The 24,582-nt window shown below is 33.6% G+C and carries 27 protein-coding genes; 19 read left to right on the top strand and 8 right to left on the bottom strand.

The features are described 5' to 3' along the window. Window positions 1–3: 3 nt before the first annotated feature. Window positions 4–768: an exonuclease domain-containing protein gene (locus AC1Q7L_RS21415; protein WP_492307862.1), complete on the bottom strand. Its 765-nt coding sequence runs from the start codon at window positions 766–768 to the stop codon at window positions 4–6. Window positions 769–826: 58 nt separating this feature from the next. Further along, window positions 827–1,540, bottom strand: a complete 714-nt coding sequence (locus AC1Q7L_RS21410; RefSeq protein WP_492307863.1) for a CDP-alcohol phosphatidyltransferase family protein — start codon at window positions 1,538–1,540, stop codon at window positions 827–829. Window positions 1,541–1,629: 89 nt separating this feature from the next. Between AC1Q7L_RS21410 and AC1Q7L_RS21405 the strand changes: the two genes are divergently transcribed. From AC1Q7L_RS21405 to AC1Q7L_RS21340, 14 genes are all read left to right on the top strand, one after another. Continuing rightward, window positions 1,630–3,561, top strand: a complete 1,932-nt coding sequence (locus tag AC1Q7L_RS21405; protein ID WP_492307864.1) for an LTA synthase family protein — start codon at window positions 1,630–1,632, stop codon at window positions 3,559–3,561. Window positions 3,562–3,712: 151 nt separating this feature from the next. Further along, on the top strand, window positions 3,713–4,129 hold the full coding sequence (locus tag AC1Q7L_RS21400; RefSeq protein ID WP_492307865.1) for a DUF2147 domain-containing protein: 417 nt from the start codon (window positions 3,713–3,715) through the stop codon (window positions 4,127–4,129). Window positions 4,130–4,413: 284 nt separating this feature from the next. Continuing rightward, window positions 4,414–5,394 (top strand): pyruvate dehydrogenase complex E1 component subunit beta, encoded by a 981-nt coding sequence (locus AC1Q7L_RS21395; protein ID WP_410692199.1) that lies wholly within the window; start codon window positions 4,414–4,416, stop codon window positions 5,392–5,394. A gap of 116 nt (window positions 5,395–5,510) precedes the next feature. Continuing rightward, a complete protein-coding gene (locus AC1Q7L_RS21390; protein WP_410692200.1) occupies window positions 5,511–7,505 on the top strand; it encodes a KUP/HAK/KT family potassium transporter in 1,995 nt (664 codons plus the stop codon). Between the two features lie 68 nt (window positions 7,506–7,573). Continuing rightward, window positions 7,574–8,047, top strand: a complete 474-nt coding sequence (locus AC1Q7L_RS21385; protein WP_047399628.1) for a Fur family transcriptional regulator — start codon at window positions 7,574–7,576, stop codon at window positions 8,045–8,047. A 3-nt stretch (window positions 8,048–8,050) separates the two neighbouring features. Beyond that, window positions 8,051–9,799 carry an OstA-like protein gene (locus tag AC1Q7L_RS21380; protein ID WP_492307866.1) on the top strand — a complete coding sequence of 583 codons (1,749 nt, stop codon included), beginning with the start codon at window positions 8,051–8,053 and terminating at the stop codon, window positions 9,797–9,799. Window positions 9,800–10,151: 352 nt separating this feature from the next. Then, window positions 10,152–11,054, top strand: a complete 903-nt coding sequence (locus tag AC1Q7L_RS21375) for a hypothetical protein (protein ID WP_492307867.1) — start codon at window positions 10,152–10,154, stop codon at window positions 11,052–11,054. A gap of 25 nt (window positions 11,055–11,079) precedes the next feature. Beyond that, entirely contained in the window at window positions 11,080–11,886 is an 807-nt protein-coding gene (locus AC1Q7L_RS21370; RefSeq protein WP_492307868.1) for a hypothetical protein, read from the top strand. Window positions 11,887–11,888: 2 nt separating this feature from the next. After that, on the top strand, window positions 11,889–12,665 hold the full coding sequence (locus tag AC1Q7L_RS21365) for a hypothetical protein (RefSeq protein ID WP_410692205.1): 777 nt from the start codon (window positions 11,889–11,891) through the stop codon (window positions 12,663–12,665). Between the two features lie 148 nt (window positions 12,666–12,813). Next, window positions 12,814–13,989 carry an aspartate aminotransferase family protein gene (locus tag AC1Q7L_RS21360; RefSeq protein WP_492307972.1) on the top strand — a complete coding sequence of 392 codons (1,176 nt, stop codon included), beginning with the start codon at window positions 12,814–12,816 and terminating at the stop codon, window positions 13,987–13,989. Window positions 13,990–14,062: 73 nt separating this feature from the next. Then, window positions 14,063–15,130, top strand: coding sequence for a hypothetical protein (locus AC1Q7L_RS21355; RefSeq protein ID WP_492307869.1), 1,068 nt, complete (start codon window positions 14,063–14,065; stop codon window positions 15,128–15,130). Between the two features lie 60 nt (window positions 15,131–15,190). Continuing rightward, window positions 15,191–15,757, top strand: a complete 567-nt coding sequence (locus tag AC1Q7L_RS21350) for a hypothetical protein (protein ID WP_492307870.1) — start codon at window positions 15,191–15,193, stop codon at window positions 15,755–15,757. Window positions 15,758–15,989: 232 nt separating this feature from the next. Then, window positions 15,990–16,376 (top strand): START-like domain-containing protein, encoded by a 387-nt coding sequence (locus tag AC1Q7L_RS21345; RefSeq protein ID WP_066755352.1) that lies wholly within the window; start codon window positions 15,990–15,992, stop codon window positions 16,374–16,376. 77 nt (window positions 16,377–16,453) lie between these two features. After that, window positions 16,454–17,263: an aminotransferase class IV gene (locus tag AC1Q7L_RS21340; RefSeq protein WP_492307871.1), complete on the top strand. Its 810-nt coding sequence runs from the start codon at window positions 16,454–16,456 to the stop codon at window positions 17,261–17,263. A gap of 330 nt (window positions 17,264–17,593) precedes the next feature. On the opposite strand, the gene AC1Q7L_RS21335 is transcribed toward AC1Q7L_RS21340, so the two are convergent. Beyond that, entirely contained in the window at window positions 17,594–18,142 is a 549-nt protein-coding gene (locus tag AC1Q7L_RS21335) for a YqgE/AlgH family protein (RefSeq protein WP_492307872.1), read from the bottom strand. Between the two features lie 24 nt (window positions 18,143–18,166). Here AC1Q7L_RS21335 and pdxH point away from each other — a divergent pair, with 24 nt between their 5' ends. Next, the gene (gene pdxH, locus AC1Q7L_RS21330; RefSeq protein ID WP_492307873.1) at window positions 18,167–18,808 is read left to right on the top strand and encodes a pyridoxamine 5'-phosphate oxidase; all 642 of its coding nucleotides are present in this window, start codon (window positions 18,167–18,169) and stop codon (window positions 18,806–18,808) included. 80 nt (window positions 18,809–18,888) lie between these two features. Here pdxH and AC1Q7L_RS21325 read toward each other — a convergent pair whose 3' ends face one another. Then, the gene (locus AC1Q7L_RS21325; protein ID WP_066755359.1) at window positions 18,889–19,206 is read right to left on the bottom strand and encodes an HU family DNA-binding protein; all 318 of its coding nucleotides are present in this window, start codon (window positions 19,204–19,206) and stop codon (window positions 18,889–18,891) included. 398 nt (window positions 19,207–19,604) lie between these two features. Here AC1Q7L_RS21325 and panD point away from each other — a divergent pair, with 398 nt between their 5' ends. The 4 genes from panD to AC1Q7L_RS21305 all read left to right on the top strand — a co-directional run bounded on the left by panD (window position 19,605) and on the right by AC1Q7L_RS21305 (window position 22,417). Further along, the gene (gene panD / locus AC1Q7L_RS21320; protein WP_029294648.1) at window positions 19,605–19,955 is read left to right on the top strand and encodes an aspartate 1-decarboxylase; all 351 of its coding nucleotides are present in this window, start codon (window positions 19,605–19,607) and stop codon (window positions 19,953–19,955) included. Window positions 19,956–19,958: 3 nt separating this feature from the next. Continuing rightward, on the top strand, window positions 19,959–20,984 hold the full coding sequence (locus AC1Q7L_RS21315) for a lysylphosphatidylglycerol synthase transmembrane domain-containing protein (RefSeq protein WP_492307874.1): 1,026 nt from the start codon (window positions 19,959–19,961) through the stop codon (window positions 20,982–20,984). Between the two features lie 187 nt (window positions 20,985–21,171). After that, a complete protein-coding gene (locus AC1Q7L_RS21310) occupies window positions 21,172–21,747 on the top strand; it encodes a TerD family protein (RefSeq protein WP_410692214.1) in 576 nt (191 codons plus the stop codon). 1 nt (window position 21,748) lies between these two features. Beyond that, window positions 21,749–22,417: a TerD family protein gene (locus tag AC1Q7L_RS21305; protein WP_492307875.1), complete on the top strand. Its 669-nt coding sequence runs from the start codon at window positions 21,749–21,751 to the stop codon at window positions 22,415–22,417. 72 nt (window positions 22,418–22,489) lie between these two features. Here the strand turns inward: AC1Q7L_RS21305 and AC1Q7L_RS21300 are convergent, their stop codons facing one another. The 4 genes from AC1Q7L_RS21300 to AC1Q7L_RS21285 all read right to left on the bottom strand — a co-directional run bounded on the left by AC1Q7L_RS21300 (window position 22,490) and on the right by AC1Q7L_RS21285 (window position 24,548). Next, on the bottom strand, window positions 22,490–23,011 hold the full coding sequence (locus AC1Q7L_RS21300; RefSeq protein WP_492307876.1) for a 3'-5' exonuclease: 522 nt from the start codon (window positions 23,009–23,011) through the stop codon (window positions 22,490–22,492). An 80-nt stretch (window positions 23,012–23,091) separates the two neighbouring features. Further along, complete coding sequence (locus AC1Q7L_RS21295; protein WP_492307877.1) at window positions 23,092–23,712, bottom strand: hypothetical protein; 621 nt, start codon at window positions 23,710–23,712, stop codon at window positions 23,092–23,094. A 208-nt stretch (window positions 23,713–23,920) separates the two neighbouring features. Further along, window positions 23,921–24,121, bottom strand: a complete 201-nt coding sequence (locus AC1Q7L_RS21290; protein ID WP_410692220.1) for a YqaE/Pmp3 family membrane protein — start codon at window positions 24,119–24,121, stop codon at window positions 23,921–23,923. Window positions 24,122–24,164: 43 nt separating this feature from the next. Further along, window positions 24,165–24,548 carry a hypothetical protein gene (locus tag AC1Q7L_RS21285; RefSeq protein ID WP_072407901.1) on the bottom strand — a complete coding sequence of 128 codons (384 nt, stop codon included), beginning with the start codon at window positions 24,546–24,548 and terminating at the stop codon, window positions 24,165–24,167. Window positions 24,549–24,582 lie beyond the last annotated feature (34 nt).

The following is a 24,582-nucleotide window of genomic DNA, read 5'->3' as shown; positions in this document are numbered from 1 at the left end:
ATTTTAGAATTTACCTGACAATTGTATTTTAGTGAAAACCTTCTTTGTGTAAAGAGGGAAATCAGCATTTTGAAGCCATCCGAAATAGCCAAGATCCTTTTGGAAAACAGCTTTTACGCCCTGACCTTTATATTTTCCGAAATTGAAAACCGGTTCCATTTTATCATTTAAACCAATGAAACCTGCAAGATCTGCATTCTTATTATGGAATGTAAATTCACTTAAAGGAGCAATTTCATTCGGAATATCATCATATTTTCCAATCTGAGCGTCCAAAACTTCGAAAGTTGCCATCACGTCAGCTTCAGCCGAGTGTGCATTTTCAAGAGTTTTTCCACAGTAAAATTGATAAGCTGCGCCTAAATTTCTAGGCTCTTTTTTATGGAAAATTGTTTGTGCATCAACAAGTTTGAATTTGCTTAAATCAAAATCAAGTTCTGCTCTCAAAAGTTCTTCTGCCAACAAAGGAACATCAAATCTGTTAGAATTAAATCCACCCAAGTCCGATCCTGAGATCATTTCCATTACTTTTGAAGCAATCTCTTTGAAGGTTGGAGCATCTTTTACATCTTCATCATAAATTCCATGAATCTGGCTTGATTCTACGGGAATCGGCATTTCAGGATTTACTTTCCACGTTTTGCTTTCTCTTGAAGCGTCAGGGTTTACTTTTAAGATACAGATTTCAACAATTCTGTCTTTAGCAATGTTGGTTCCTGTTGTTTCAAGGTCAAAAATACAAAGAGGTTTATGCAGTTTTAAATTCATTTTTTTTATTTGATAAAAGGTTAATTTGAAATTTATCTCAAAAATGTAGCTTTCTAATTTAGCTAAGTTCTTTTTGAAATACTAATGATACTAAGATATAATAAATTACAAGCATCGGAATTCCGACGATCTGAAATATCGCTAAAATGGCAATTCCGCCAACAATTAATACGATTTTAGCATAATTGTCCTGAATTTTTTTTGATTTGAATTTCATCGCCATCATTTTTATTGGACTGATCAACAGCCATGAAGCAAGAATTGTTAAGAGAATCAAAAACAGTTCATTTTCAAAAAGAAAACTGAAATAATTGGTTTCTTTAAATGCATAATACAGGCCAAAAAGCAAAACGGTATTGGTTGGTGTATTTAGCCCTTTAAAATAATAGCGCTGTTCTTCATCCAGATTGAAAATCGCCAGTCTTAAACAAGAGAAAACCGTCACAAGCAATCCGAAATATTTAATCTCAAAAGGAAGATGAAGTCCTAATAATTCGGTTCCGAAAGGCTCTAATGCTTTATACATCGTCAACCCGGGAATCACTCCAAAGCTCACCATATCGGCAAGAGAATCCAGCTGAAGACCCAAATTGGAATTTGATTTTAAAGCTCTGGAAACAAATCCGTCAAAAAAATCGAATATCGAAGAAAGAATTAAACAGATCGCAGTCGTCTGATAATCACCTAAAATAAGATGAATGGCACCCACGCAACCTGCAAATAGATTAGCCAGCGTTAATGCATTGGCAAGATTATTTTTAATGAAATTCATAATCGCAAAATTACTGTTTTTGAAAATTCTAACTCAAAATTTTATGCACTAAAAAATACATTAATACGATTTTGATGTAAATTTGCCGAATGAAATTTTTTAAAGAATTTAGAAAACAGGAAGTTCTGGTACTTTTATACCGGATTTTTTTAGCATACTTTTTTTATCAGATTGCAAGATTTTTATTTTGGTACTTTAATAAAGAACTGATAAAAGTTGATTCTGTGTCGGACTATTTCGGTCTGGCATTTCATGGGATTGCGTTTGATACAACGGCGATTTTATATGTGAATGCGCTGTTTATTCTGTTGAGTTTGGTTCCGATTATCATTAATACCAAGAAGGTTTATCAAAAAGTGCTTTTCTGGCTGTATTTTATTACAAACGGAATTGCTTATGCTATGAATTTTGGTGATTTTGTTTACTTTAAATTCGCGCAGACAAGATTAACTTCGGCGGCTTTTCAGGTAGCACAGCACGAATCTAATATTTTTAAAGTTTTTACGGCTTCGATCGTTCAAAATCCTTTTATTTTAATTTGGTTTGTCGTTTTGATGTGGCTTTGGATTTTCCTTTACAAAAAAGTGAAAATTGATGAACGTAAGCCTATAAAATTGGTTCCTTATTTTATTTTATCCGTTGTTACACTTTGTTTAACGGCTGTTTTGTGCGTTGGAGGAATCCGTGGAGATTTCAAACACAGTACAAGACCTATCAATTTGGTGGATGCAAACCGTTTTGTGAAGATTCCGTCACAGGGAAATCTTGTTTTGAACAGTACTTTTTCGTTTTTTAGAACATTAAATACGAATAGTTTTAAGGAAGTTCATTTTGTAGATGAAAAATTTATTAATGAAAATATTCAGCCGTATAAAATTTACGATAGAAAAGTTGCCAACAAACCTAACATCGTCATTTTTATTGTTGAATCATTAAGTAGAGAATATATAGGCGCTTTTAATCAAAATACGAAGATAAAAGATTACGTTTCTTACACACCGTTTATTGATAGTTTGGCAGGTCAAAGTTTGATTTTTCCTAATACTTTTGCGAACGGAAGGCAGTCTATTCACGGAATGAGCAGTGTTTTGGCGGGAATTCCGAGTTTGACGGATGCTTTTACGAGTTCACCATATTCAAATCAAAAAATACAGTCGATTGTTTCAATTTGTAATGATCTGGGTTACGATACTTCTTTCTATCACGGGGCTCCGAATGGTTCAATGGGCTTTTTAGGCTTTGGAAATATTTTGGGTTTTAAACATTATTTTGGAAAAACAGAATACAATCATGATGAAGATTTCGACGGAATGTGGGCAATTTGGGATGAACCATTTTTACAGTATTTTGCTAAAAATGTAGGAAAAAAGCAACCTTTTATGGCGACAGTTTTCACGGCTTCTTCTCACCATCCATTCAAAATTCCTGAAAAATATAAAGGTAAATTTAAAAAAGGAACGAATCAGATGCATGAGCCAATGCAATACACTGATTACTCAATTAAAAAATATTTTGAAACCGCTAAAAAACAACCTTGGTTCAACAATACTATTTTTGTTTTCACGGGAGATCATACCAACGAAATTTATTATCCGGAATATCAAAAAGCGATGAACCGTTTCGCTGTTCCTATTATTTTGTATTCTCCAAATCCGGAATATAATTTAAAAGGTGTAAATCTTGAAGAAGCGCAACAGATTGATATTTATCCAACTTTAGCTGATCTTATCGGTTATAATAAAAGAATCAGAAGCTGGGGAAGAAGTTTGGTAAGCGATAAAAAATATCCTGCCATCATTGCAAATTCAGACGGTGGGGTAGAACAGTTCATTATCGGGAATTATATTTATCGTTTTGATGGTAAAAATGTATTAGGAATCTTTGATAAATCAGATTTAGGCTTAGAAAAAAATCTTATGGATCAGCTGAAAAGCAATCCGGAAGCTCAAAAAGGGCAGGAGATTGCAAAAGCGTGGTATCAGGATTATATGGATAAGGTGATTAACAGAAAGTTGTATTAGCGTTTAATTCATGTTTAATTCTGAAAATTGGTATATCTATTGTTATATATGCCTAGGATAATAAAAGTTTTTGTTTGTTTAAAATTAATTTATATTTTTAGCAATGAATAGACAACAGAAATATTTTATTTGAATTAAAACTATAAGAAATATGAAAAAATTATTATTAACAGTGGCATTTTCTCTATTTGGCGTATTATCTTTTGCTCAAATTGAAGGTAAATGGAAAACAATAGATGACGAAACAAAACAGGCGAAATCTATTGTAGAGATCTATAAAAAAGGAGATCAATATTACGGAAAAGTCTCTCAATTGTTGATAAAGCCTGCAAATCCTAATTGTGTAGACTGTAAAGATGATAGAAAAAACAAGCCAATTTTAGGTTTGGAAATCATCAGAGGTTTGAAAAAAGACGGTGATGAGTTCACAGGAGGAACAATTACAGATCCTAAAACAGGGAAAACTTACAAATGTACAATCACAAGAAAAGGTGATCAATTAAACGTAAGAGGATATGTAGGAATCTCTTTAATGGGTAGAACACAGACTTGGCAGAAAGTTAACTAATCAAGTTTAAATAAAATTATAAAACGACATTTCATTATTGGAATGTCGTTTTTATTTTTGAAAATTCACCATTAATGTTAATAATTTTTTATTCATGATTTATAAATCCACTTATTGAATAATACTCTTTGATCTTCAGAAAATTTACAAAGAATTAAGCAAAGTAGAAGAAAACTAGGTTAAAATAAAATTAATAAAGCGATATTTCATTCAATGAGATGTCGTTTTTGTTATGTTAATAATAAAAAAACACTATTTTTGTAGTCTAAATTTTTCAAATAAATATGGCAGAATATACTTTTCGTGAGGTAATTGCGCAAGCAATGAGCGAGGAAATGCGTAAAGACGAATCCATCTTTTTAATGGGGGAGGAAGTTGCAGAATACAATGGTGCGTATAAGGCTTCAAAAGGAATGTTGGATGAATTTGGTCCTAAGAGAGTAATCGATACACCAATCGCTGAGCTTGGTTTTACAGGGATTGCTGTAGGTGCTGCAATGAACGGGAACAGACCAATTGTTGAGTATATGACGTTCAATTTCTCATTGGTAGGTATTGATCAGATTATCAATAACGCGGCGAAAATCCGTCAGATGAGTGGTGGTCAGTGGAATTGTCCGATCGTTTTCAGAGGTCCTACTGCTTCGGCAGGTCAATTGGGTGCAACGCACTCTCAGGCTTTCGAAAACTGGTTCGCAAACGTTCCTGGTCTTAAAGTAGTAGTTCCTTCAAACCCTTACGATGCGAAAGGATTGTTGAAAACAGCTATTCAGGATAATGACCCTATCATTTTCATGGAATCTGAGCAGATGTATGGTGATAAAATGGAAATTCCTGAAGAAGAGTACTATTTACCAATCGGAAAAGCAGATATCAAGAGAGAAGGTACAGATGTAACTTTAGTTTCTTTCGGAAAGATCATGAAGTTGGCGATCCAAGCAGCTGAAGATATGGCGAAAGAAGGAATCTCTGTTGAGGTTATTGACCTAAGAACAGTTCGTCCTTTAGACTTTGATACAATCTTAACGTCTGTAAAGAAAACAAATAGATTAGTTATTTTAGAAGAAGCTTGGCCGTTTGCGTCTATTTCTTCTGAAATTACATATATAGTACAGCAAAAAGCATTTGATTATTTGGATGCTCCAATCAAGAGAATTACTACTCCTGATGCACCTGCACCATACTCAGCTGCATTATTTGCAGAATGGTTCCCTAAACTTGAGAAAGTAAAAGAGGAAATCAAAAATGCGATGTACGTTAAATAGATATAATAGAAAAAAGCTTCCGAAAGGGAGCTTTTTCATTTATTCTATGCATGAAGAAATGTACCTAAGGTCATAAATTTAGTATAAATTTGCCCACTTAAAATATATAAGCTGATATGGCAGAAGTTACAGAAGGTGGTCATCATTTTGACATTAAAAAACTTTCTTTTTTTGGAGTTCTGGTTTCTTTAGGAATCGTTTTTGGAGATATTGGAACATCACCGCTTTACGTAATGAAAGCGATTGTAAATGCAAGAGGTGCAAGTAGCAGTATGCCTTTCAATGAATACATAGAGGGAGCTCTTTCTTGTATCATCTGGACTCTTACGCTCCAAACTACCGTAAAATATGTTATCATCGCCTTGAGGGCAGATAATAAAGGTGAAGGAGGGATTTTAGCATTATTTTCATTAGTTAAAAACCTTAAAAAAGGTTGGCTTTATCTCGTAGCAATTGTCGGAGCTGCCGCATTGGTTGCCGATGGAGTTATAACGCCGTCGCTTACCGTAATGTCGGCGATTGAAGGTCTTGAAATTTACAATCCTCATACACCCGTTGTTACGATTACCATTGGAATTCTTATTTTAATCTTCGTAGTACAGCAATTTGGAACAAGCTTTATCGGGAAGTTTTTTGGCCCTGTAATGGTTGTCTGGTTCTTTGTATTAGGAGGTTTAGGAGTAATGCATTTAAGCGAAAATTTTGAGATCTTAAGATCATTCAATCCATATTATGCTTACAAGCTTATTGCGAATTCTCCGAGTGCAATTGTTATTCTTGGAGCTGTTTTCCTTTGTACAACAGGAGCAGAAGCACTTTATTCAGATTTAGGACATTGTGGTGCTAAAAACATCAGAGTAAGTTGGGCTTTTGTTAAAATCATGCTTGTTTTAAACTATCTTGGACAAGGAGCTTGGCTTTTAACGAATTATGGAAAACCTGGTTTTTCTGTAATTAACCCATTTTTCGGAATTATGGAAGAATGGATGATCGTTCCGGGAGTAATTTTAGCAACGGCAGCAGCAATTATTGCGAGTCAGGCTTTGATTACTGGTTCTTTTACGATCTTTTCTGAAGCAATGTCTCTTAATTTATGGCCGAATCAAAAAATCGATTATCCGTCTGGAGTTAAAGGACAAATGTATATCCCAAGAATCAATTGGGGACTTCTTATTTTGTGTATCATTGTGGTTCTTCACTTTAGAGAATCGGGTAAAATGGAAGCCGCTTATGGTCTTTCCATTACGGTGACGATGTTGATGACAACCATTTTATTAATGTTCTGGCTATTAAAACATAGAATAAATAAAGGTTTGATCCTTGTTTTTGCTTTGGTTTATATGTCAATCGAATTAGGATTCTTTAGTGCGAATATCATTAAATTCTTCGAAGGAGGTTGGATTACAGTTATTCTAGCAGGATTCATCGGAATTTGTATGTACGCTTGGTATAACGGAAGATTAATTAAAACTAAATTCATCAATTTCGTAAAAATCGACAGTTATGTTTCTATCATTAAAGATATGAAGCTTGATGAAACGATTCCTAAGTATGCTACCAATCTTGCTTATCTGAGCAGAGCCAAAAGAAATGATGAGGTAGAATCAAAAATTATCTATTCTATCATCAAAAAGCAGCCTAAAAGAGCAGATCATTATTTTATTTTAAGTATTGTAAATCAGGAAGATCCGTTTACATTTAAATATACAGTTGATGAAATTTTACCCGGAACGGTTTATAAGATCAATTTCCTTTTAGGATTTAAGGTTGACAGAAGAATCAATGACTATTTCCACATGGTTTTAAAAGATTTAATGGCAGATGGAACGATTCCTTCAAAAAGCAGTCATCCATCTCTTAGGGCTCATAATATTCCGCCGGATCTGAAATATGTGGTAATAGACAACACCTATATCAACGATATACTTTTAACGGTTAAGCAAAAAATTACACTTAATATTTACAACTTCGTGAAATATATTGGAAGTGATGATTTCAAATCTTGGGGGGTTACCTCTCACAACGTGGTTGTAGAGTCTGCTCCGATTACGGAATTAACGGTTTATGACAATAAAATTGAGCAGGCTGAATTTTTAAGACATAACAGTTAAGATCCTTTAACAGAATAGTCTGATATTTATTTAAATAAAAATCGATAAATTTGTAGATAATTTTTTTAATGGATACTTTACAGAAAGAAAAAAATATTGCTTTAATAAAAGATGTTTTAAGAAACTACTTATTAGAAAAGGGTTTCAGAAATACACCTGAACGATATACAATATTAGAAGAGATTTATAATATGGATCATCACTTCAATGTGGATGATCTGTATCTTCTCATGATGCAAAAGAAATATCATGTTTCTAAAGCTACAATTTACAATACAATTGAGATTTTCCTTGATGCAGGATTAATTCGTAAACACCAGTTTGGAGAAAAAACGTTGACGTCTTCATCTTATGAAAAGTCTTATTTTGACAAGCAGCATGATCATTTGGTGATCTACAAGAAAGACTCGGATAAGGAAATTGAAGAGATCATAGAATTTTGTGATCCAAGGATTCAAGGTATTAAAGAAGCAATTGAAGGAGCATTTGGCGTAAAAATTGATTCTCATTCGCTATATTTTTATGGCACCAAGAATGATTAATCAATGAGACTGATTTTTTTCCTATTAGTTTTTATTTCAACGATTACTTTTGCGCAAGACAAACAAAAACCTGCGCAAAGAGATCCGTATTTACAAAATCCGATTAAAAATCCACAGCAGGTTCAGCAGGCAAAACCTGAAGATAAGGTGAAGATCATCAATGCTGATGAAATTATCAAAGATCCCAAAATGTATGACGGTAACCGTTATATGAAAGGAAATGTAAAATTAGAGCATCAAGGTTCTATTCTTACTGCTGATGAAGTGATTTTATATGAAGAAGAAAATTTTGTAAAAGCTATAGGTAACGCAAGGCTTCAAAATCCGGACGGTTCGGTAATTACTGCAGGCGAAATGGAATACGATGGGAACACTCAAAAAGGGGTTGCCAGAAAAAATGTAGTTCTTACGGATCCAAAACAGACCATTAAAACAGAGATTCTCTATTATGATAAGCTTGCCAATCAGGCTTATTTTAATACAGGAGGTACAATTTCTGATGCTCAGAATACAATGTACACAAAGTCGGCAACGTATTTTCTGGATACAAAACTGATTGACTTTGTCGGGAATGTAAAAATTGACACTCCTGATTATATCATTGATGGAGACAATATCAAACAAAATCAGATTACTAAAATTGCTGAATTCTTTGGCCCGACAACCATTACCAACCGTAAGAATCCTAAAAACCGTGTTTACACAGAAAGAGGGACTTACAGAATGAACACCAAAGAAGCTTTTCTAAATAAAAATTCTAAGATTTTTTATAATGATAAAATCCTGACGGGTGACGATATGTATTTCAATCAGCTCACAGGTTTTGGAAAAGCAACCGGAAATGTAACCTTAGATGATCCTAAAGAAAGAAGATGGATAAAAGGTGGTTACGGAGAAATTTTTGAAAAGAAAGATTCTGCCATGATGACCAAAAATCCCTATGCAGTAAAAGCTTTTGAAAAAGATTCAATGTATTTTGCAGCAGAAAAGATCATTTCTTTCCAAAGACCGGATTCTGCAGATATTACAAAGAAAAAAAGCTTTTTGCGAGCTTTCAGAAAAGGGAGATTTTATAAATCTAACGCTCAGGGAAGAGCAGATTCTATCGCTTTTAATGAAACTGACGGAATTATGCACATGTACACCAAACCTATTTTGTGGAGTGGTATAAAGCAGGTAACCGGAGATAAAATTGAAGCCTATTTCAATACTGAAAACGAAAATATAGATTCCTTAAAAGTTATCGGAAATGCATTTGCAATCAGCAAGGTTGATTCATTAAATTTAAAAGATGAATTTAACCAGGTTAAAGGCAGATTTATGACGGTTCATTATCAAAATAATGACATCAAAGAGGCTACGGTAATAGGAAATGCACAGGCCATAAGTTATGCAGACGATGTCGACCAGGCTACCAAGCAACCAGAGAGAATTGGGATTTCTCTTACTTCTTGCGGAATTATTGATGCGATATTTGAAGAAAAAGTAATGCAGATTGTTTCATGTAATATTGGGGCAACTTCAGATACTTACCCGATGAGTAAAATTGAGCCTTCAAAACGGAAATTTCCTGACTTTAACTGGAATACCAAAGACCGTATCAACAAATGGCAAGACATATTAGTAGATACACCAAATAACGAGGAAATAAAGTACGAGGCCGAAAGTTCTCTTTACGACAAAGCTCAGGAAGCGATAGATAAAGAAAAGGCAAAAGAGGAAGCTAAAAAGCCAAAACGTACCAGAAAATAAATAATAAAGTACAGACAGAGTCTTATAATTGATATAAATTCTTTCTTAAAATTAAATAAATCACCATTTTCATATCGGAAATGGTGATTTATTTTTGTCTAAAACTGTTAAAATTACCGCTATAACTTCTTATTTTGAATTTTTATTTTCTTATTTTTTCAAAACATTATTCCATGAATAGTGAATGTTAAATATTTATTGTTATTGAGTTTTCATTGATAATTTTATATCTCACGTCAAAATGAAATAAATTATTTTCATTATTATATGCTATACGTTGAATTATTTTTATTGTAAATGGAATTATTTTATATATTTATTACGTCAAGAACGTATTTTATAAAAAAAACCAATGAAAACTAAAATTATCCTTTTTATTTTTTTGATCTATGGTCTTAAAAATACCGCACAAGTTGGGATTTCAAAAGAAGCTTCTTTTAATCCCGATTCGAGAACACAACTGCATGTAAAGCAGGATAATAATGCCACTCGTTTACCCAGAACTAATTTAACATCATTGCTTCCAGTTTCAGCGACGGGGACAACCGGCAACGGAACACAGGCTTCGATAATTTTCAATAGAGAAACGGGAAGTGTTGTTCAAAATGATGGTACAACCTGGAAGATTTCAGACCAGATTGTTTCAACAATGAAGAATAACAAGATGGCTCGATTTGTCAGAACGGGAACAGTAACTTCAACCTGTGGAACTTGTGGATTTGCATGTGGTGTTACTGTTAGGACGTGTACCTCGCAAAATGTTAATTTCACGAATGTCAGTCCAAGCTTTAATGATATTTCTTCTAATGTTTCCTTGGCGGCAGCAACCAGTAACGTTATTAATATCAATACAAAAGGATTGTATAAAATTTCCTTTAAAAGTGGGGCTATCGATATCAGTACACCTCTTTGTTTAGGAGTTGTTATTAATCTGCAGTCCAGCTTGAATTTAGAACTTAGTACAACTGCTGATGCTACATGGAGACCAATTAATAATACGGCAAGCAGCTCAACAGCAGGAGCTTTATCAGTAAGTACTTTAGCTCCGGGCTCAATTGATGTGGGACAGTCTTTGGCGTTCACTTATGTTGGTGTTTTCAATGCCGGAGACAAGTTAAGATTAACGCTTGGTGGAACTCAAAATATTGGAACAGGCGTTTGTACCGGGCTTTTTGGCGGAGACAATATGTCTTTTGCCATGAGTAAAACGGGAAATGCAGTATCAGAGATTATTGTTGAAAAAATAAATATGTAATAAGATGAAAAGAATTTTATTAATAATGATACTATTTTTTAAATATTTAGCTTATAGTCAAATCGTTATAGGAAGTGATATAAGCAGTGTGAAAAATATAGTGAAAGTTCAGGACGGGACTCGCGGAGTGATACTTCCTTTTGCCAATATTTATACTTCTTTTCCGAAATATAATGCGACAGCAACAGATGTATTTGATGATTATCCTAATCTTGTCGGAGGACTTATTTATAACAAAAATGATGATCAATATTATAAGTATGATGGATTTTCATGGAATCCTTCCCGACAGATACAAGGTGTTTTTCAGCCTAAAATTTCGAGATTAGGAATATCGACAGGAGTTTCAATTCCGTGTATTTCTTTCGGAATCGGATTTTGTTTTGCGGGAGGTACGCCGGGATATCTTGCAGTAGATAATAAGAGTCAGGTTCTTGTAGATAATTTAACTTTAAAAAATGCAAGTACGGTAACCATAAAAGTAGCAGGAATTTATGACATCGGCGTCGCGCTTGGTTTTACAGGAGGAAGTTTAGGTTTTCAGGCAGGAATTACAGAATTTAAATTGACGCTACAAGTAAAATATACCTCTGCTTCAGATTGGGAAACGGTTGTGTCTAAAACAAATTACTCCATCGTTTTTGTAATAGATACACAGGGAAATAAAACTTCAAGTTTTGCACAGACAATTTCCTTGCCTGTTGGTGCTGAGTTGAGAGTCGTTCCCGAGATAAGCTCTAATGCTGTTTCAGGTGGTGCTTTAGCTGCCTACGGAACAGACACGAATTCTGTCAATTCATACATTGCTGCCCGTTTAATCAAACCTTATTAGTCATGAAAAAATATATATTCTGCCTGTTTTTATTTGTATTAAATAGCTACAGTGCACAGGTTAATTTTACGAATATTCCCAACCCTGACTCAAACGCAAACGGGAACGATCAGGTGATGATGTACATGACAAATACGAGTGAAGCCAGCGGTATAAAAGGTTTTGGTCTTCCTGCGGTAAATGCGGATGTTGATCTTCCTTATACTGGTGTCAATGCCCCTTCAGTAAGAATTGAAGCACTTCGCGGAATGCTTTTATTTGTAAAGAGTACAGGACAGGCGATGGTTTTTGATGGCTTGGTTTGGAGCAAGGCCTTTGAAGTAGAATCAGATAATATTTCAAGATTTCAGATCAATGCGGTTTCTACAACTTCGGGATCTGTTTTGTTGCCCATTAATTCTTTAATAGATAAACCCAATTTCTTGGCAGATCCGCTAAGGCTTAAAACAAATGTTTCAACAGTTGCTCCCAATCTTAATCGGTTATACGTGAGACAGACAGGTTTGTACAGAATTAATTTGAACTTAAATTTTACAGGTCCGGCAGGATCATTCAGTAATAGGCTCGGAGCAGGATTATATATAAATGATGCTCAAAGATTCCAATTGCTGGAAAATACGGTAAACTATGACGGAACGAACAGGAAGATCAATTTAGATTTCTCCGTATATGCGGTTCAGGGACAGTATATTACTTTAGAAGCGATCTCTGAAATTGGAGGAACTACCTCTTATAACGTTACCAACAACAGCTTTGTTACGGTAGAAAAAGTTTTATAAAACACAGTGAAAATTATATATTAATATTTTGTGATTTGGTGAATCGCCCTTAATTTTTATTAAGGGTGATTTTTTTATTCTATCAGGATAATTTCGGTGTTTAACGAATGTTCTTTAGCTTTGCTGAAAATTTTTCAATAAAATGGAAATACAAAAAGATTTTTTTACATATCAGGCGCAGACTACAAAATTTGCAGCAGGTTTTGAAGTTGAGAAAGCAGAGGGCAGCTATATTTTCGGAAAAGACGGAAGAAAATACCTTGATTTTGTGGCAGGAGTTTCTGCGAATACTTTAGGACATTCTCATCCTAAAATCGTGAATGCAATCAAAGAGCAGGCGGATAAATATCTTCACGTAATGGTTTATGGCGAATATGCTCAGGAAAAACCTGTCGCATTATGTAAATTATTAGCCGAAGCTACTCCGGATCCTTTAGAAATTACTTATTTGGTTAACAGTGGAGCCGAAGCCATCGACGGAAGCTTAAAATTAGCCAAAAGATATACAGGAAGAGAAGAAATTATTTCCTTTAAAGATTCTTATCATGGAAATACACACGGAGCTTTAAGTGTTTCAGGAAATGAAACTCATAAAAGAGAATTTCGTCCGTTGTTACCAATGGTTTCTTTTATTGAATTTAATAATGAAAATGATTTCGATAAGATCACCGAAAAAACAGCTTGTGTAATTCTGGAAACAATTCAGGGAGCAGCTGGTTTTTTAGTTCCGAAAGGGGATTATTTAATTAAACTAAAAAAGAGATGTGAAGAAGTTGGAGCGCTTTTAATTTTAGATGAAATTCAACCCGGATTCGGAAGAACAGGAAAATTATTCTCTTTCGAACATTTCGGCATTGTTCCGGATATTCTGGTGATGGGAAAAGGAATGGGTGGCGGAGTGCCTGTTGGTGCATTCATGAGTTCAAGAGAAATTATGGAATCGCTGTCTCATTCTCCAAAATTGGGGCACATCACAACTTTCGGAGGAAATCCTTTAATTGCAGCGGCGAGTCATGCAACTTTAAAAGAAGTTTTGGACAGCGGTTTAATGAATGAAGTGGAGGAAAAAGAAAAATTATTCCGAGAACTTTTAGTTCACCCGAAAATTAAAAATATTAACGGAAAGGGATTAATGTTAGCTGTAAATCTAGGCTCACCAGAATATACTTTGAATGTTGCAAAAAGATGCATGGATAAAGGCTTAATTGTTTTCTGGCAATTATATAGAAATGAATATTTAAGGATTTCTCCACCATTAACGCTTTCGCTTGATGAGATAAGAGAAGGCTGTGGCATTATTCTGCAGGTTTTAAATGAGTTATAGTTTTTTGAATGTTAAAGTTTTGAATAATCCGAAAAAAAGATATACTTTCGCGCCACAAAAAAAAATAATAACTATGAAAAAAATTATTCTATTCGTTGGAATGGGAGTCGCGACTATCTTTGGGATTCAGGCATGTAGTACTTCGGTTGAGGACACAACTCACACAACTTCCGTAGCAGAAGACAAAGCAAATATCAAGAAAACAATCGATGGTTTTTATGATAAATTGAATGTAATTGATGACGGAGATTTCTCAAAATATGTGTTGTATACAATGTTCAATAATACAGCTCAGGAGTATGACGACAGCTACTTGAACAACGTTGTAGAGAAATGGGAAACTCAATTCGGAGATGCTTTAATTGATAATAAATTACAGTTTGCTAATAAGTTAGGAACTTATACTTATAACCCGGTAAGCAGTACATGGACTAAAGTTGCTAATGCAAACGCAGTAGTATTGAAGTTTCCATCAGTGCAAAATCAAATTGCTGTTGATAGTGAATTAACGCTTACTTCTTACACGGATATCCAGACAAGTTATAACTCTGAGACAATCTGGTTGCCAAAAACATTTGATATTACTTTGAAAAGAAGCGGGAATACTGTATTCAGCATGAAATTATCAAATGTAACGTTTGATAACAGCACAAACTTCAGTATGCCGATCAGTGCAAATGTTCAGATTTATTCTGCTCCATTAACACAGAATATCGTTTGGCAGAGAGTAACGAGCAAAGATTTCAAATTTACTTATAACGCTAGTACACCTCAAGGAGCTAACAGCGAAATTATTGCTCAGGTTACTTTAAAGCATTCTGATTATGCTAACATTTCTTCTAAAGATGATTTTAAAACAATTTCAGCTCAAATAACTGAAGGAAATCTTAAAATCGTAGCTAATATGAATGTAGAAGCTCTTGCTCCTCTTTCAGATCCTACGGATGCTCAGATTAATAATAATTCAAAAGCAGAATTATTCTATAACGGTCAAAAAATAGGTGACATCATTTATAAAACAGTAAACGGAAAAGGAGAATTCTTTGTGGTTTACTTTGATGGAACTATGGAAAACACAGACGTTTATGTAGGTGATTTCGAGCAGAAAATCAAAAATATTTTTGCCAACTATTTAGATTAAAATATTAACAAAAAACACACGCATCTCAAAGGTTTATCAATCTTTGAGATGTTTTTTATTATGAAACGTATTCTTACATTATTTTTTGTTCTTTTCATTGCTTCTTTTTCATTTGCACAGGCAGAAAAGGACAGTTTATTTGCTATTCCCAGCCATCAGGTCGGTATTGGTCTTAATAAATTTATTAAGTCTGTTTTCGCTTCCGATGACAACGCTATGATCATTAATTATAGATACACAGGGAAGAATAAATGGTCTTACAGAACAGGTTTTGATTTTAAAAAAGACGATAGTGAGGGTGGTTTTACACAATTTGCATTCAAATTAGGGGTAGACAGAAACCTAAAGAGATATAGAAATTGGAATTTTTATTACGGAGCAGATATTTTTACAAGATATTCTAATTATAAAAATATTAATAAACCTCAGTATGATAATGGTATTGGAGCTTTTTTTGGCGTTCAGTATTTTATTTCTCCGCACTTCTCTATTTCTACAGAACCTATGTTTTATTACAAATATATCTATATTGTAGACCGTTCTACTTTTCAGAAAGACAACAAAACGGGATGGAGTGAAACTGGATTAGGTAAAATTGGATTTATAGAACTTAATTTTCACTTCTAAAAATCATACAGATAAATTGTTTTTGGGTATAACCGGAAATCAATATAAAAAACTCTTCACACCTGAAGAGTTTTTATGTTTTAAAGGCTTAAAGTATCACTTTAAAAACTATGTTAAACATCTATTTAATTTCTGTGATAAATATCATGAAGATTATACAAAAAAGTAAATACATTTTTGTGTAATAAAAAAATTAATTTATATATTGCGGGACGATTAAAACAAAGATTATATGGCTAAACATAAAGTCCATTACGAATTTCCAATGCACTGTCTTTCAGAGATTTTATATGAATATCTGGCGACTGCAGAGGGGTTGTCTGAATGGTTTGCGGATGATGTAGTAGAGAAAGGTGACGATTTCTTTTTCAGTTGGGGTGGGGGTCCTGAAGAAAAGGCCACTTTAATCAGATACAAGCCTGAAGGCTTCGTTCGTTTCAGATGGGAAGAAGATGAAGGAACTAAGCATTTCTTTGAAATGACCATTACCATTGATGATATTACCGAAGATTTGGCCTTAAATATTACAGATTTCTGTGAGGAAGGAGATGAAGAGGAAAACGCAATGTATTGGGAAAATCTTATTGAAAACCTTAGAATTAAATTGGGTGCAGCTTAATTTAAGTTGCATTAAATGATAAAACTGATGAACGATTTATCGTTCATTATTTTTTTATAAATAAATCAGATCAGACATTGGAAAATCAATATTTTACATCAGACGAATTAAATGTAAAGAATAGAGCGTTTCTTATGGGCGACGCCGTAAAAGTTTCTTTTTTTGTGAGAGAGGGAAAACTCATCATGGATGAAGAATGTTATTTTTATTTGATGGCTTCCATGAGAAAGATGAGGATGAATATTCCGTTGACGTATACGTTGGAATTTTTTCAGTCACTTTTTCAGAAAGATATTATTGAAGGAAAAGGAATCCTTAACGGAATTATTAATTTCCAGGTTTTCAGAAATTCAGACGGAGTTACATTGTCCAAGTCATCAGTTTCTTATTTCTATGAAGTTGATGAAATGGATGATATTCTTTCGGTTTATCAAAGACCTTTGGAATTGGATATCATTAAAGAGATCAACGTTAATAATAATTTACTGAGCAATATCAGAGTTCACAGTCCGGAAAATATCTATGGCGGAATTTACGCTCAGGAAAACGATCTGGATGATGTGATTTTGCTTAATCCTAACAAAAGAATCGCGCGTTCAACATCTGGAAATTTATTATTCTTGGAAGGAAATATTATTAAAGTTCCAAAACAGTCTGAAGGAGCTTACATTTCTCCTTTACTGGAAAATTTTGTTACTTTTTTACATAAAAATAACCTTGCCGATACGCAGGAACACGAGATAATTGCATTTGAATCTCAGAAAGCCGAAGAAATTTTAATGATTTCTGACGAGAAAGGCATATTTTCTGTAGGTAAAATAAGAAATAAGACTTTTGAAAATTCTCGCTTTTTAGAATTAGTGGAAAGTTGGAAGAAAAGTTTTTAAATTGACAAACCCGGTAAACAACAAAAGTTCCAAAGTCCTTTACCGGGTTTTATTCTGAATAGATCAGAATTTGTATTGTTTAATAATTCGACGGAATGTACCCATGAATTATTAGCAATTTTTTTTTGCTTATTTAAATCTTCGTCTTGTTTTAATAGGAATCAGAGCTACATTTACTCTTGGAAAGAAAAATAAAATAAGGTTTGTAAGTACTTTCATTTTCTTGTTTTTGGTTTATCAAATAACGGGAATATTTTCCTAAAAATTGGTTAAGAGAATCTTAAAGTTTGTTAATGTTTTATATCCCTTTTATTAGAATAATATTATGGTTTAATTCAATGAAATATCTTCAGGTGAATTCGCCCAAAGAAGATACTCGCCACCGAGGTTTTGCATGATAGATTTCCAAAGCGTTTGATCGTTAGGTAGTGTATAATCCAAATTATAGACATCAACTACTGTCCACATTTTCTTTAAAACCTCACCGTCAAGCTGACCGGCAGACCATCCGGAATATCCTGAGAAAATTTTTACATCATCAATATTCAGTTCGCCGCTAAGGACAGAGCTGATAATATTCTCAATATCTTCAGTCAGATAAAAATCATCAGAAATATCAGAATACATTTCAGTAACCTTCTTGCCTTTTACAATAAAGAAAACTTTGTCATTTTCCACGGGACCACCATCGTAGACCTCAATTTTGAAGTCAAAAAAGTTTTTGAACTTACTACTCATCTGGCCATTTTTCTTGTTTAATATCAAACCAAATGCACCGCTTTCGTTATGTTCAATAACAAGCACTACAGATCTGGAAAAAATATCGCCGGAAATGTCTGGTGTGGAAATTAATATTTTACCTTTGTATGAGTAATTCATACTCAAATTTAATAAAAAATATTTATGGAAAACCTGCACGACCAAAGAAAAGTGTACGAGAAATCCCAACTTATTGAAAGTGAGATAAAACAAAATCCAATAGAGCAATTCAGAGATTGGTTTTTGGAAGCTAGCGAGAATCCTAATATCTCGGAAGCCAATGCAATGGCAGTTTCAACAGTAGAAGAAGACGGCTGTCCGCGCACAAGAATGGTTTTGTTGAAAGCTTACACATTCGAGGGTTTTATTTTTTATACCAACTACGACAGCCGAAAAGGAAAAGCGATAGAAAAGAATCATAAGGCCTGTCTTCATTTTTTCTGGCCAAATCTTGAAAGACAGATTATTATAAAAGCTGATTTAGAAAAAATTGCTGAGAATTTAAGTGACGGATATTTTCATTCCAGACCAAAAGGAAGCCAGCTTGGAGCAGCAGTTTCTCCACAAAGTCAGATTATTCCAAATAGAGAGTTTTTAGAACAAAAATTAAAGGATTTGGAAAAGGAATTCGAAAACACAGAAGTTCCAAGACCCGAGAACTGGGGCGGTTACATTGCAAAACCTTACGAAATTGAATTCTGGCAGGGAAGACCGAATAGGCTTCATGACAGAATTATCTATACTTTAGATGATCTGGACTGGAAAATTTCCCGTTTAGCACCGTAATTAATAGAAAATTTAAAATATAGGCACAAAAAAAAACCTCATCCATCGGTGAGGTTTGAATTTTTGTATAATCTGAATGATTATTTTTTCTTTTTAGCAGCAGCCGGAGCAGGTGCGTTAGCAGTAGCTACAGCAGTAGATAGATCAGCACCAGCTTTGAATTTAGCAACTGTTTTAGCTTCGATGTTGATCGGCTTTTTAGTTGCAGGGTTAATACCTTGTCTAGCCGCTCTCTCAGCTACTGAGAAAGTACCAAATCCTACTAAAGAAACTTTTCCGTCTTTTTTCTTTAAAGTAGTAGTTACATTACTGATGAATGATTCTAAAGCAGCTTTTGCTGCAACTTTAGTAATTCCTGCGTCTTTTGCGATTGCGTCGATTAATTCAGACTTGTTCATAATTTTTAATATTAAAGTTAGTTCGTAATTATAGCAAATATAATACTATTTTCTAATTGTGCAATTTTTTTATGAAAAGTTGTACAATTTTTTTGATTTTGAGTGAAAACAGTTAAAATATGATAATTTGACTTTTCACAGAAAATCTACGTTAGCCGTTACTAAAATCATGCCAAATGCTTATGTGTATTGACTTTAGCAAAAATTTAATATTATTTTTCGTATTTATTAAATCCTGAATTTCATATAAAGTATTAATGGTTTTAGCGATATGGTTATAGATTCTGTAAGTAAATTTCAAAAAAAATGTTTTTAATAAAATTAAATAGCTGTGTATCTGCGTGTTTGAAAATCATTAAAAAGGCCATTTTATTAATTTTTATTAATAAATTTGCAGCATGTTAATAGAAGTTTTCAAGTCTAAGATTCACAGGGTACGAGTTACGGCTTCAGACCTTAATTATATAGGAAGTATTACGATCGATGAAGATCTTATCGAAGCTGCCGGTTTGGTAGTAGGAGAGAGGGTTTATATCGTAAACGTGAATAACGGTGAGCGTTTCGACACTTACGTTATCAAAGGTAAAAGAAAGTCAGGAGAAGTTTGCCTGAACGGTCCTGCTGCCAGGAAAGTTCAGAGAGATGATATCATTATCATTATAGCGTATGCTCAGATGACTCCCGAAGAAGCGAAGGATTTTCAGCCGAAGATCGTTTTCCCGGATGAAAAAACTAACCTTCTTACCTAACTTATGGAGAAAAAAACGTCAAATCCATTAAAATCGGTAATTACGATAGTTGTTTCACTAGCGTTTGCAGGTTTCTTTTTATGGCTCGCTCTTAGAGGACTTGATTTTAAGGTAATCAAGAAATCTCTTGTAAAGGCCAATTATTTTTGGGTTGCATTTGCTGCCGTTTTTGGTATTATGGCATATTGGTTCAGGGCAATTCGTTGGAATCTTATGCTTGAACCGATGGGACACAGTATTTCAAATTCCAATTCACTCTGGTCTATATCTTTTGGGTATTTAATGAATCTTACAATTCCGAGAAGTGGCGAGGTTGCAAGAGCAACTGCTTTGTATGGGGTAGAAAAAGTTCCGGTTGATAAATCTTTTGGAACCATTATTCTAGAAAGAGTAGTAGACCTTGTCTGTATGATCGGATTTTTAGGATTAACTCTAGCTTTTAAATATGAAGCGATTGTATCTTTTTATGAAAATTCGGGAGTTACTATGAATCCCAATAAAATTCTGATCGGTCTTTTAGTCTTAATAATAGGGACAGTTTTGTTTTTTGTGTTTAAAAAGAGATTGGCAACCGTTCCGTTTTTAGGAAAGATCATTAATTTTATTGACGGGATTTTTCAAGGCTTAACATCAATATTTAAATTAAAACAAAAAGGAAAATTCATCCTTTATACATTAGGAATCTGGATTTCTTATTATTTTGCAGCTTACTTAGTGTGTTTTGCACTTCCTGAAACATCCAATTTCACTGTTGCTGACGGATTTTTCATCATTGTTGTAGGAACTTTAGGAATGATGATTCCGGCAAGTGGAGGAATCGGAGCATTTAATTTAGCAATGAAATTCGGTTTTATGGCTTTATTTATTTCAATGGGAAAAAGTGCTGATCTTGGTGCAGAAATGGGACTTACCTATTCATTTATTTCATTACCGTTGCAAATCACAATCATGCTTGTAATGGGGGTGATCTCAATTCCAATGTTGGCGAAAGCAAGAAATAATGTTGCAGAAAAAGATATTCAAAACTAAAAAATATTTAAATTAATATCTTAAAAATATAGAAGTCCGGTCAAGTTGATCGGACTTTTTTTATGGTTGATTAATTCAAACAATTTAATTTCTAATATTCTGCAATTTACATAAAACTTTCTCACAAAATATGTTGGAAAATTCCTAAAACAGCCATAACTTCGAGTAAAACAACAGAGATATTATTATGGCAATTAACTTACAGAAAGGACAAAGAATAGATCTAGGATTTACAAAAATGACCATTGGTCTTGGCTGGGATCCGAATGAAGGAAAAGGATATGATTTTGACCTTGATGCATCTGCAATTATGATTGATGCAGACAGAAAATTAGTAAATGAAGAATATTTTGTTTTTTACAATAATTTACACTCTCCCGATGGAGCTTTGACGCATACAGGCGATGATCCGAGCGGAAAAAACAGTGATGGCGATGATGACGAATCTATTATCATTGATCTTGAAAAAGTAAATCCAAACGTTGAGGAAATTCTTTTCGTAGTCACCATTGAAGATTTTGAAAGAAGAAAACAAAACTTCGGACAGGTGAGGAATTCATATATCAGAATTATCGACAGCATCAGCAATCAGGAAATCGCAAAATATGAGCTTGATGAAGATTTCTCCATAGAAACAGGTGTAGAATTCGGAAGATTATACAAACGTGGCGGAAGCTGGAAATTTGAAGCTTCAGGAACCGGCTACAGAGCTGATCTTTCTTTCTTTTTAGAAAAATATTATAAAGGACAAATTATAAAATAATATGGCGATCAATTTACAGAAAGGTCAAACTATTAATTTAAGGAAAAATGACCGTGGAGAAGATGTTTATGATCTGTCCCAAGTAACAATAGGCTTGGGTTGGGATGTTCGTAAACAGGGTGGTTTTTTAGGAAGATTATTCGGAAGTGAACCTGAATATGATCTGGATGCAGTAGCTTTTTTATTGGATTCCAACGGAAAAGTTGCCAATATGGGACAAACAATACAGCGACACGACGGAAAGCAGATCGTTCTTTATCAGGGAGATGTTATTTATTTTAATTCCATGAGACATCCAAGCGGACAGATTTGGCTGACGGGTGATAACAGAACCGGCGCTGGTGACGGTGATGATGAGCAGATCATTGTAAAATTGGATCAGTTGGATCAACGGTATGAGAAAATTGTATTTGTGGTTTCAATTTATCAGGGAAATGTGAACAGACAGCATTTCGGGATGATTGATAATGCTTTCATCAGGGCAGTTGATGCGAGAGGAAAAGAGATTACAAAATTCAGTCTTTCGGGCGATGCAAGTATGAACGGAATGTGTTCAATGGTTTTTGCAGAAGCGTACCGACACAACGGTGATTGGAAATTCCGTGCGATAGGAGAACCATATCAGTCGGATAATTTTATTGATGTTCTTGTTCCTTACACCTATAAATAAGAAAAGTATGCTGAAAGGCATACTTTTTTTAGTCTCTGTTTGAAACTTTTCTGTATTGTAAATTCATATTCTCTATTTTAAACTAATCTTCAAGCCCATTTCCTTTTTCATGTGTAATAAAACTTCGGCATTTCCTTTGGCATCGTCAACAGGATGATGGGTGTGTTCGGTTTTGCGAAGATGCTTCCATTGGGCAAAAGTATCTTTTTCGAGCCCGCAATATAAGTCAGACAATCTTCTTGAAGAGTATCCAAAAGGATTTCTTTGAATAAAATGATGAAAATACCAGCAAATAAACATCCAGTCGAAACCATTATTATCACTGATGAAAATAGGTCTTCCTTTAGAATTTGTTTTGATCCATTCTTCGAATTTCAACATCACTTCTTTCGGATCATCAAAATCCATCGTTTCTTCTCTGCTGAAACCGGAAATAGCTAATGCATCAGGATTGAATTGATCAGAAATTGGTTTTAATTTTCCATAAAAAGTGGTCTCCAGATCTTCATCCACAAGAACTGCTCCGAAACAGATCATCGAAAAATCTCCGGGAATTGGGCCATCAGATTCTATATCTACCATAATGTAGCTCATGTTCTTAAGTGTTTGGGTATGATATTATTTTTTAAGAAAACTAATTAAATAAGCTAATACTTTTGTTGTATGAATATTTACTAGCCATGAAGTTTGATAATAGAACCCTTGTAATATTTCGTAAGATCATATAAATCAGTGAAATAATTATAAATATTCAGGACAAGATCTTCATTTTCAAATATCTTTCCATTAGAACTGAATTGATTTTCTGCAAAAGAATAAAGATTTTTATAATCCTGCTTCAAAATATCTACTGAAATATTTTTATCCTGATTTTTGATTCCGGTATAAAAAATCCCATAAATCAGAAATTGATTGAAATGTTGAGCATCAACCAAATGATTTAATTTTTGTTTGGAATAATTTTCATAATCCGATAGAATCTGCTGAAAATTTACAACATCAACCGTTGAAGGAATTTCATAAAAAAGATCAATTCCATTAATGAAAAGCTGGGTTTTTACTTCTTCACGATCTGATTTATATTCATTGCTGAACCAAGAAAAAATTTGTAATAACTCTTCTTTGGTAAGGTTTTCTACAGAATCCTTTATTTTAGTTTTAATCAGCTCAAAGCTTGTTTTTTTATCTTCGTTCAAGAAATTCAGCACATTTTTTTCTTCACGGCAAAGCTTATTGTACAAATTAATTTTGGCAATAGTTGGATTGGTTTTTATGAAATAAAGTTCTTCTGCCATGAATTTCTGCCAAATTATTTTTATTAAAACTGTTATAACGGCTACTAAAGATACAAAATATGTCTCTATTTAAATTAAAAATTTGATATGCTATGCGTTGGAATCTTGATTTAGCGTTGATTTCTTTTAAAGTTCCCAACAATATTCCGTCTGCGAAAAAAAAATCCTTTAATTTCTTAAAGGATTTGCAATATTTTGATTGAGAATTTTATTTTTGATTATTTCGCATGGCCTTAATCAATTTATCATTTCGTTCTTCTGCTCTTTCGTTATTTAATGATAAAACAGCCCAAGCTGCAGCCGGAATCCAACCAATTAAAGTAATTTGTAAAACTAAACAGATGATTCCTGTTAAAACTTTTCCACGAACAATGAAAGATAAAAAGGGTAATAAAATAGCTAGTAACATGGTTTAAGAATTTTAAGTTATTGTTTATTGATTTAATATTTTCCTACTGAGAATTGGGATCGAAATAGGCTTTAAAAGTCAACGGATCTTCAATTTTATCTTCAGCAGTTTCCAGATATTCATGATATTCTTCCTGATGCATTTCCATATAAACCATTACGATTGCAAGGTTTATATACAAGTTTTTATCTACTGAACCTAAGTTCATTGCAGTTTTCAAATATTCTATTGCCTTCTCATTTTCTCCCATATCAGAATAAACCGCGCCGATATTGATTAAAGCTGCCGTATTTTCAGGTTCGATGAGTAAAATTTCATCCAGTTCTTTAACTAAAAGATCATTAATGTCGTCCCAGTGATCTTCATTTTCCCATCTTTTTGCCTGGAGTTTTTTTACGTTTTCTAATCTTTGGGTTATGTTATTCATGGCGTAAAATTACGGAATTGCAACTATTTATTTT

The sequence above is a fragment of the Chryseobacterium sp. GW823-FHT05E08 genome (genome assembly GCF_058795655.1).
Note: the sequence above shows the minus strand (reverse complement) of the source record. Positions and strands in the feature narration are given on the sequence as shown.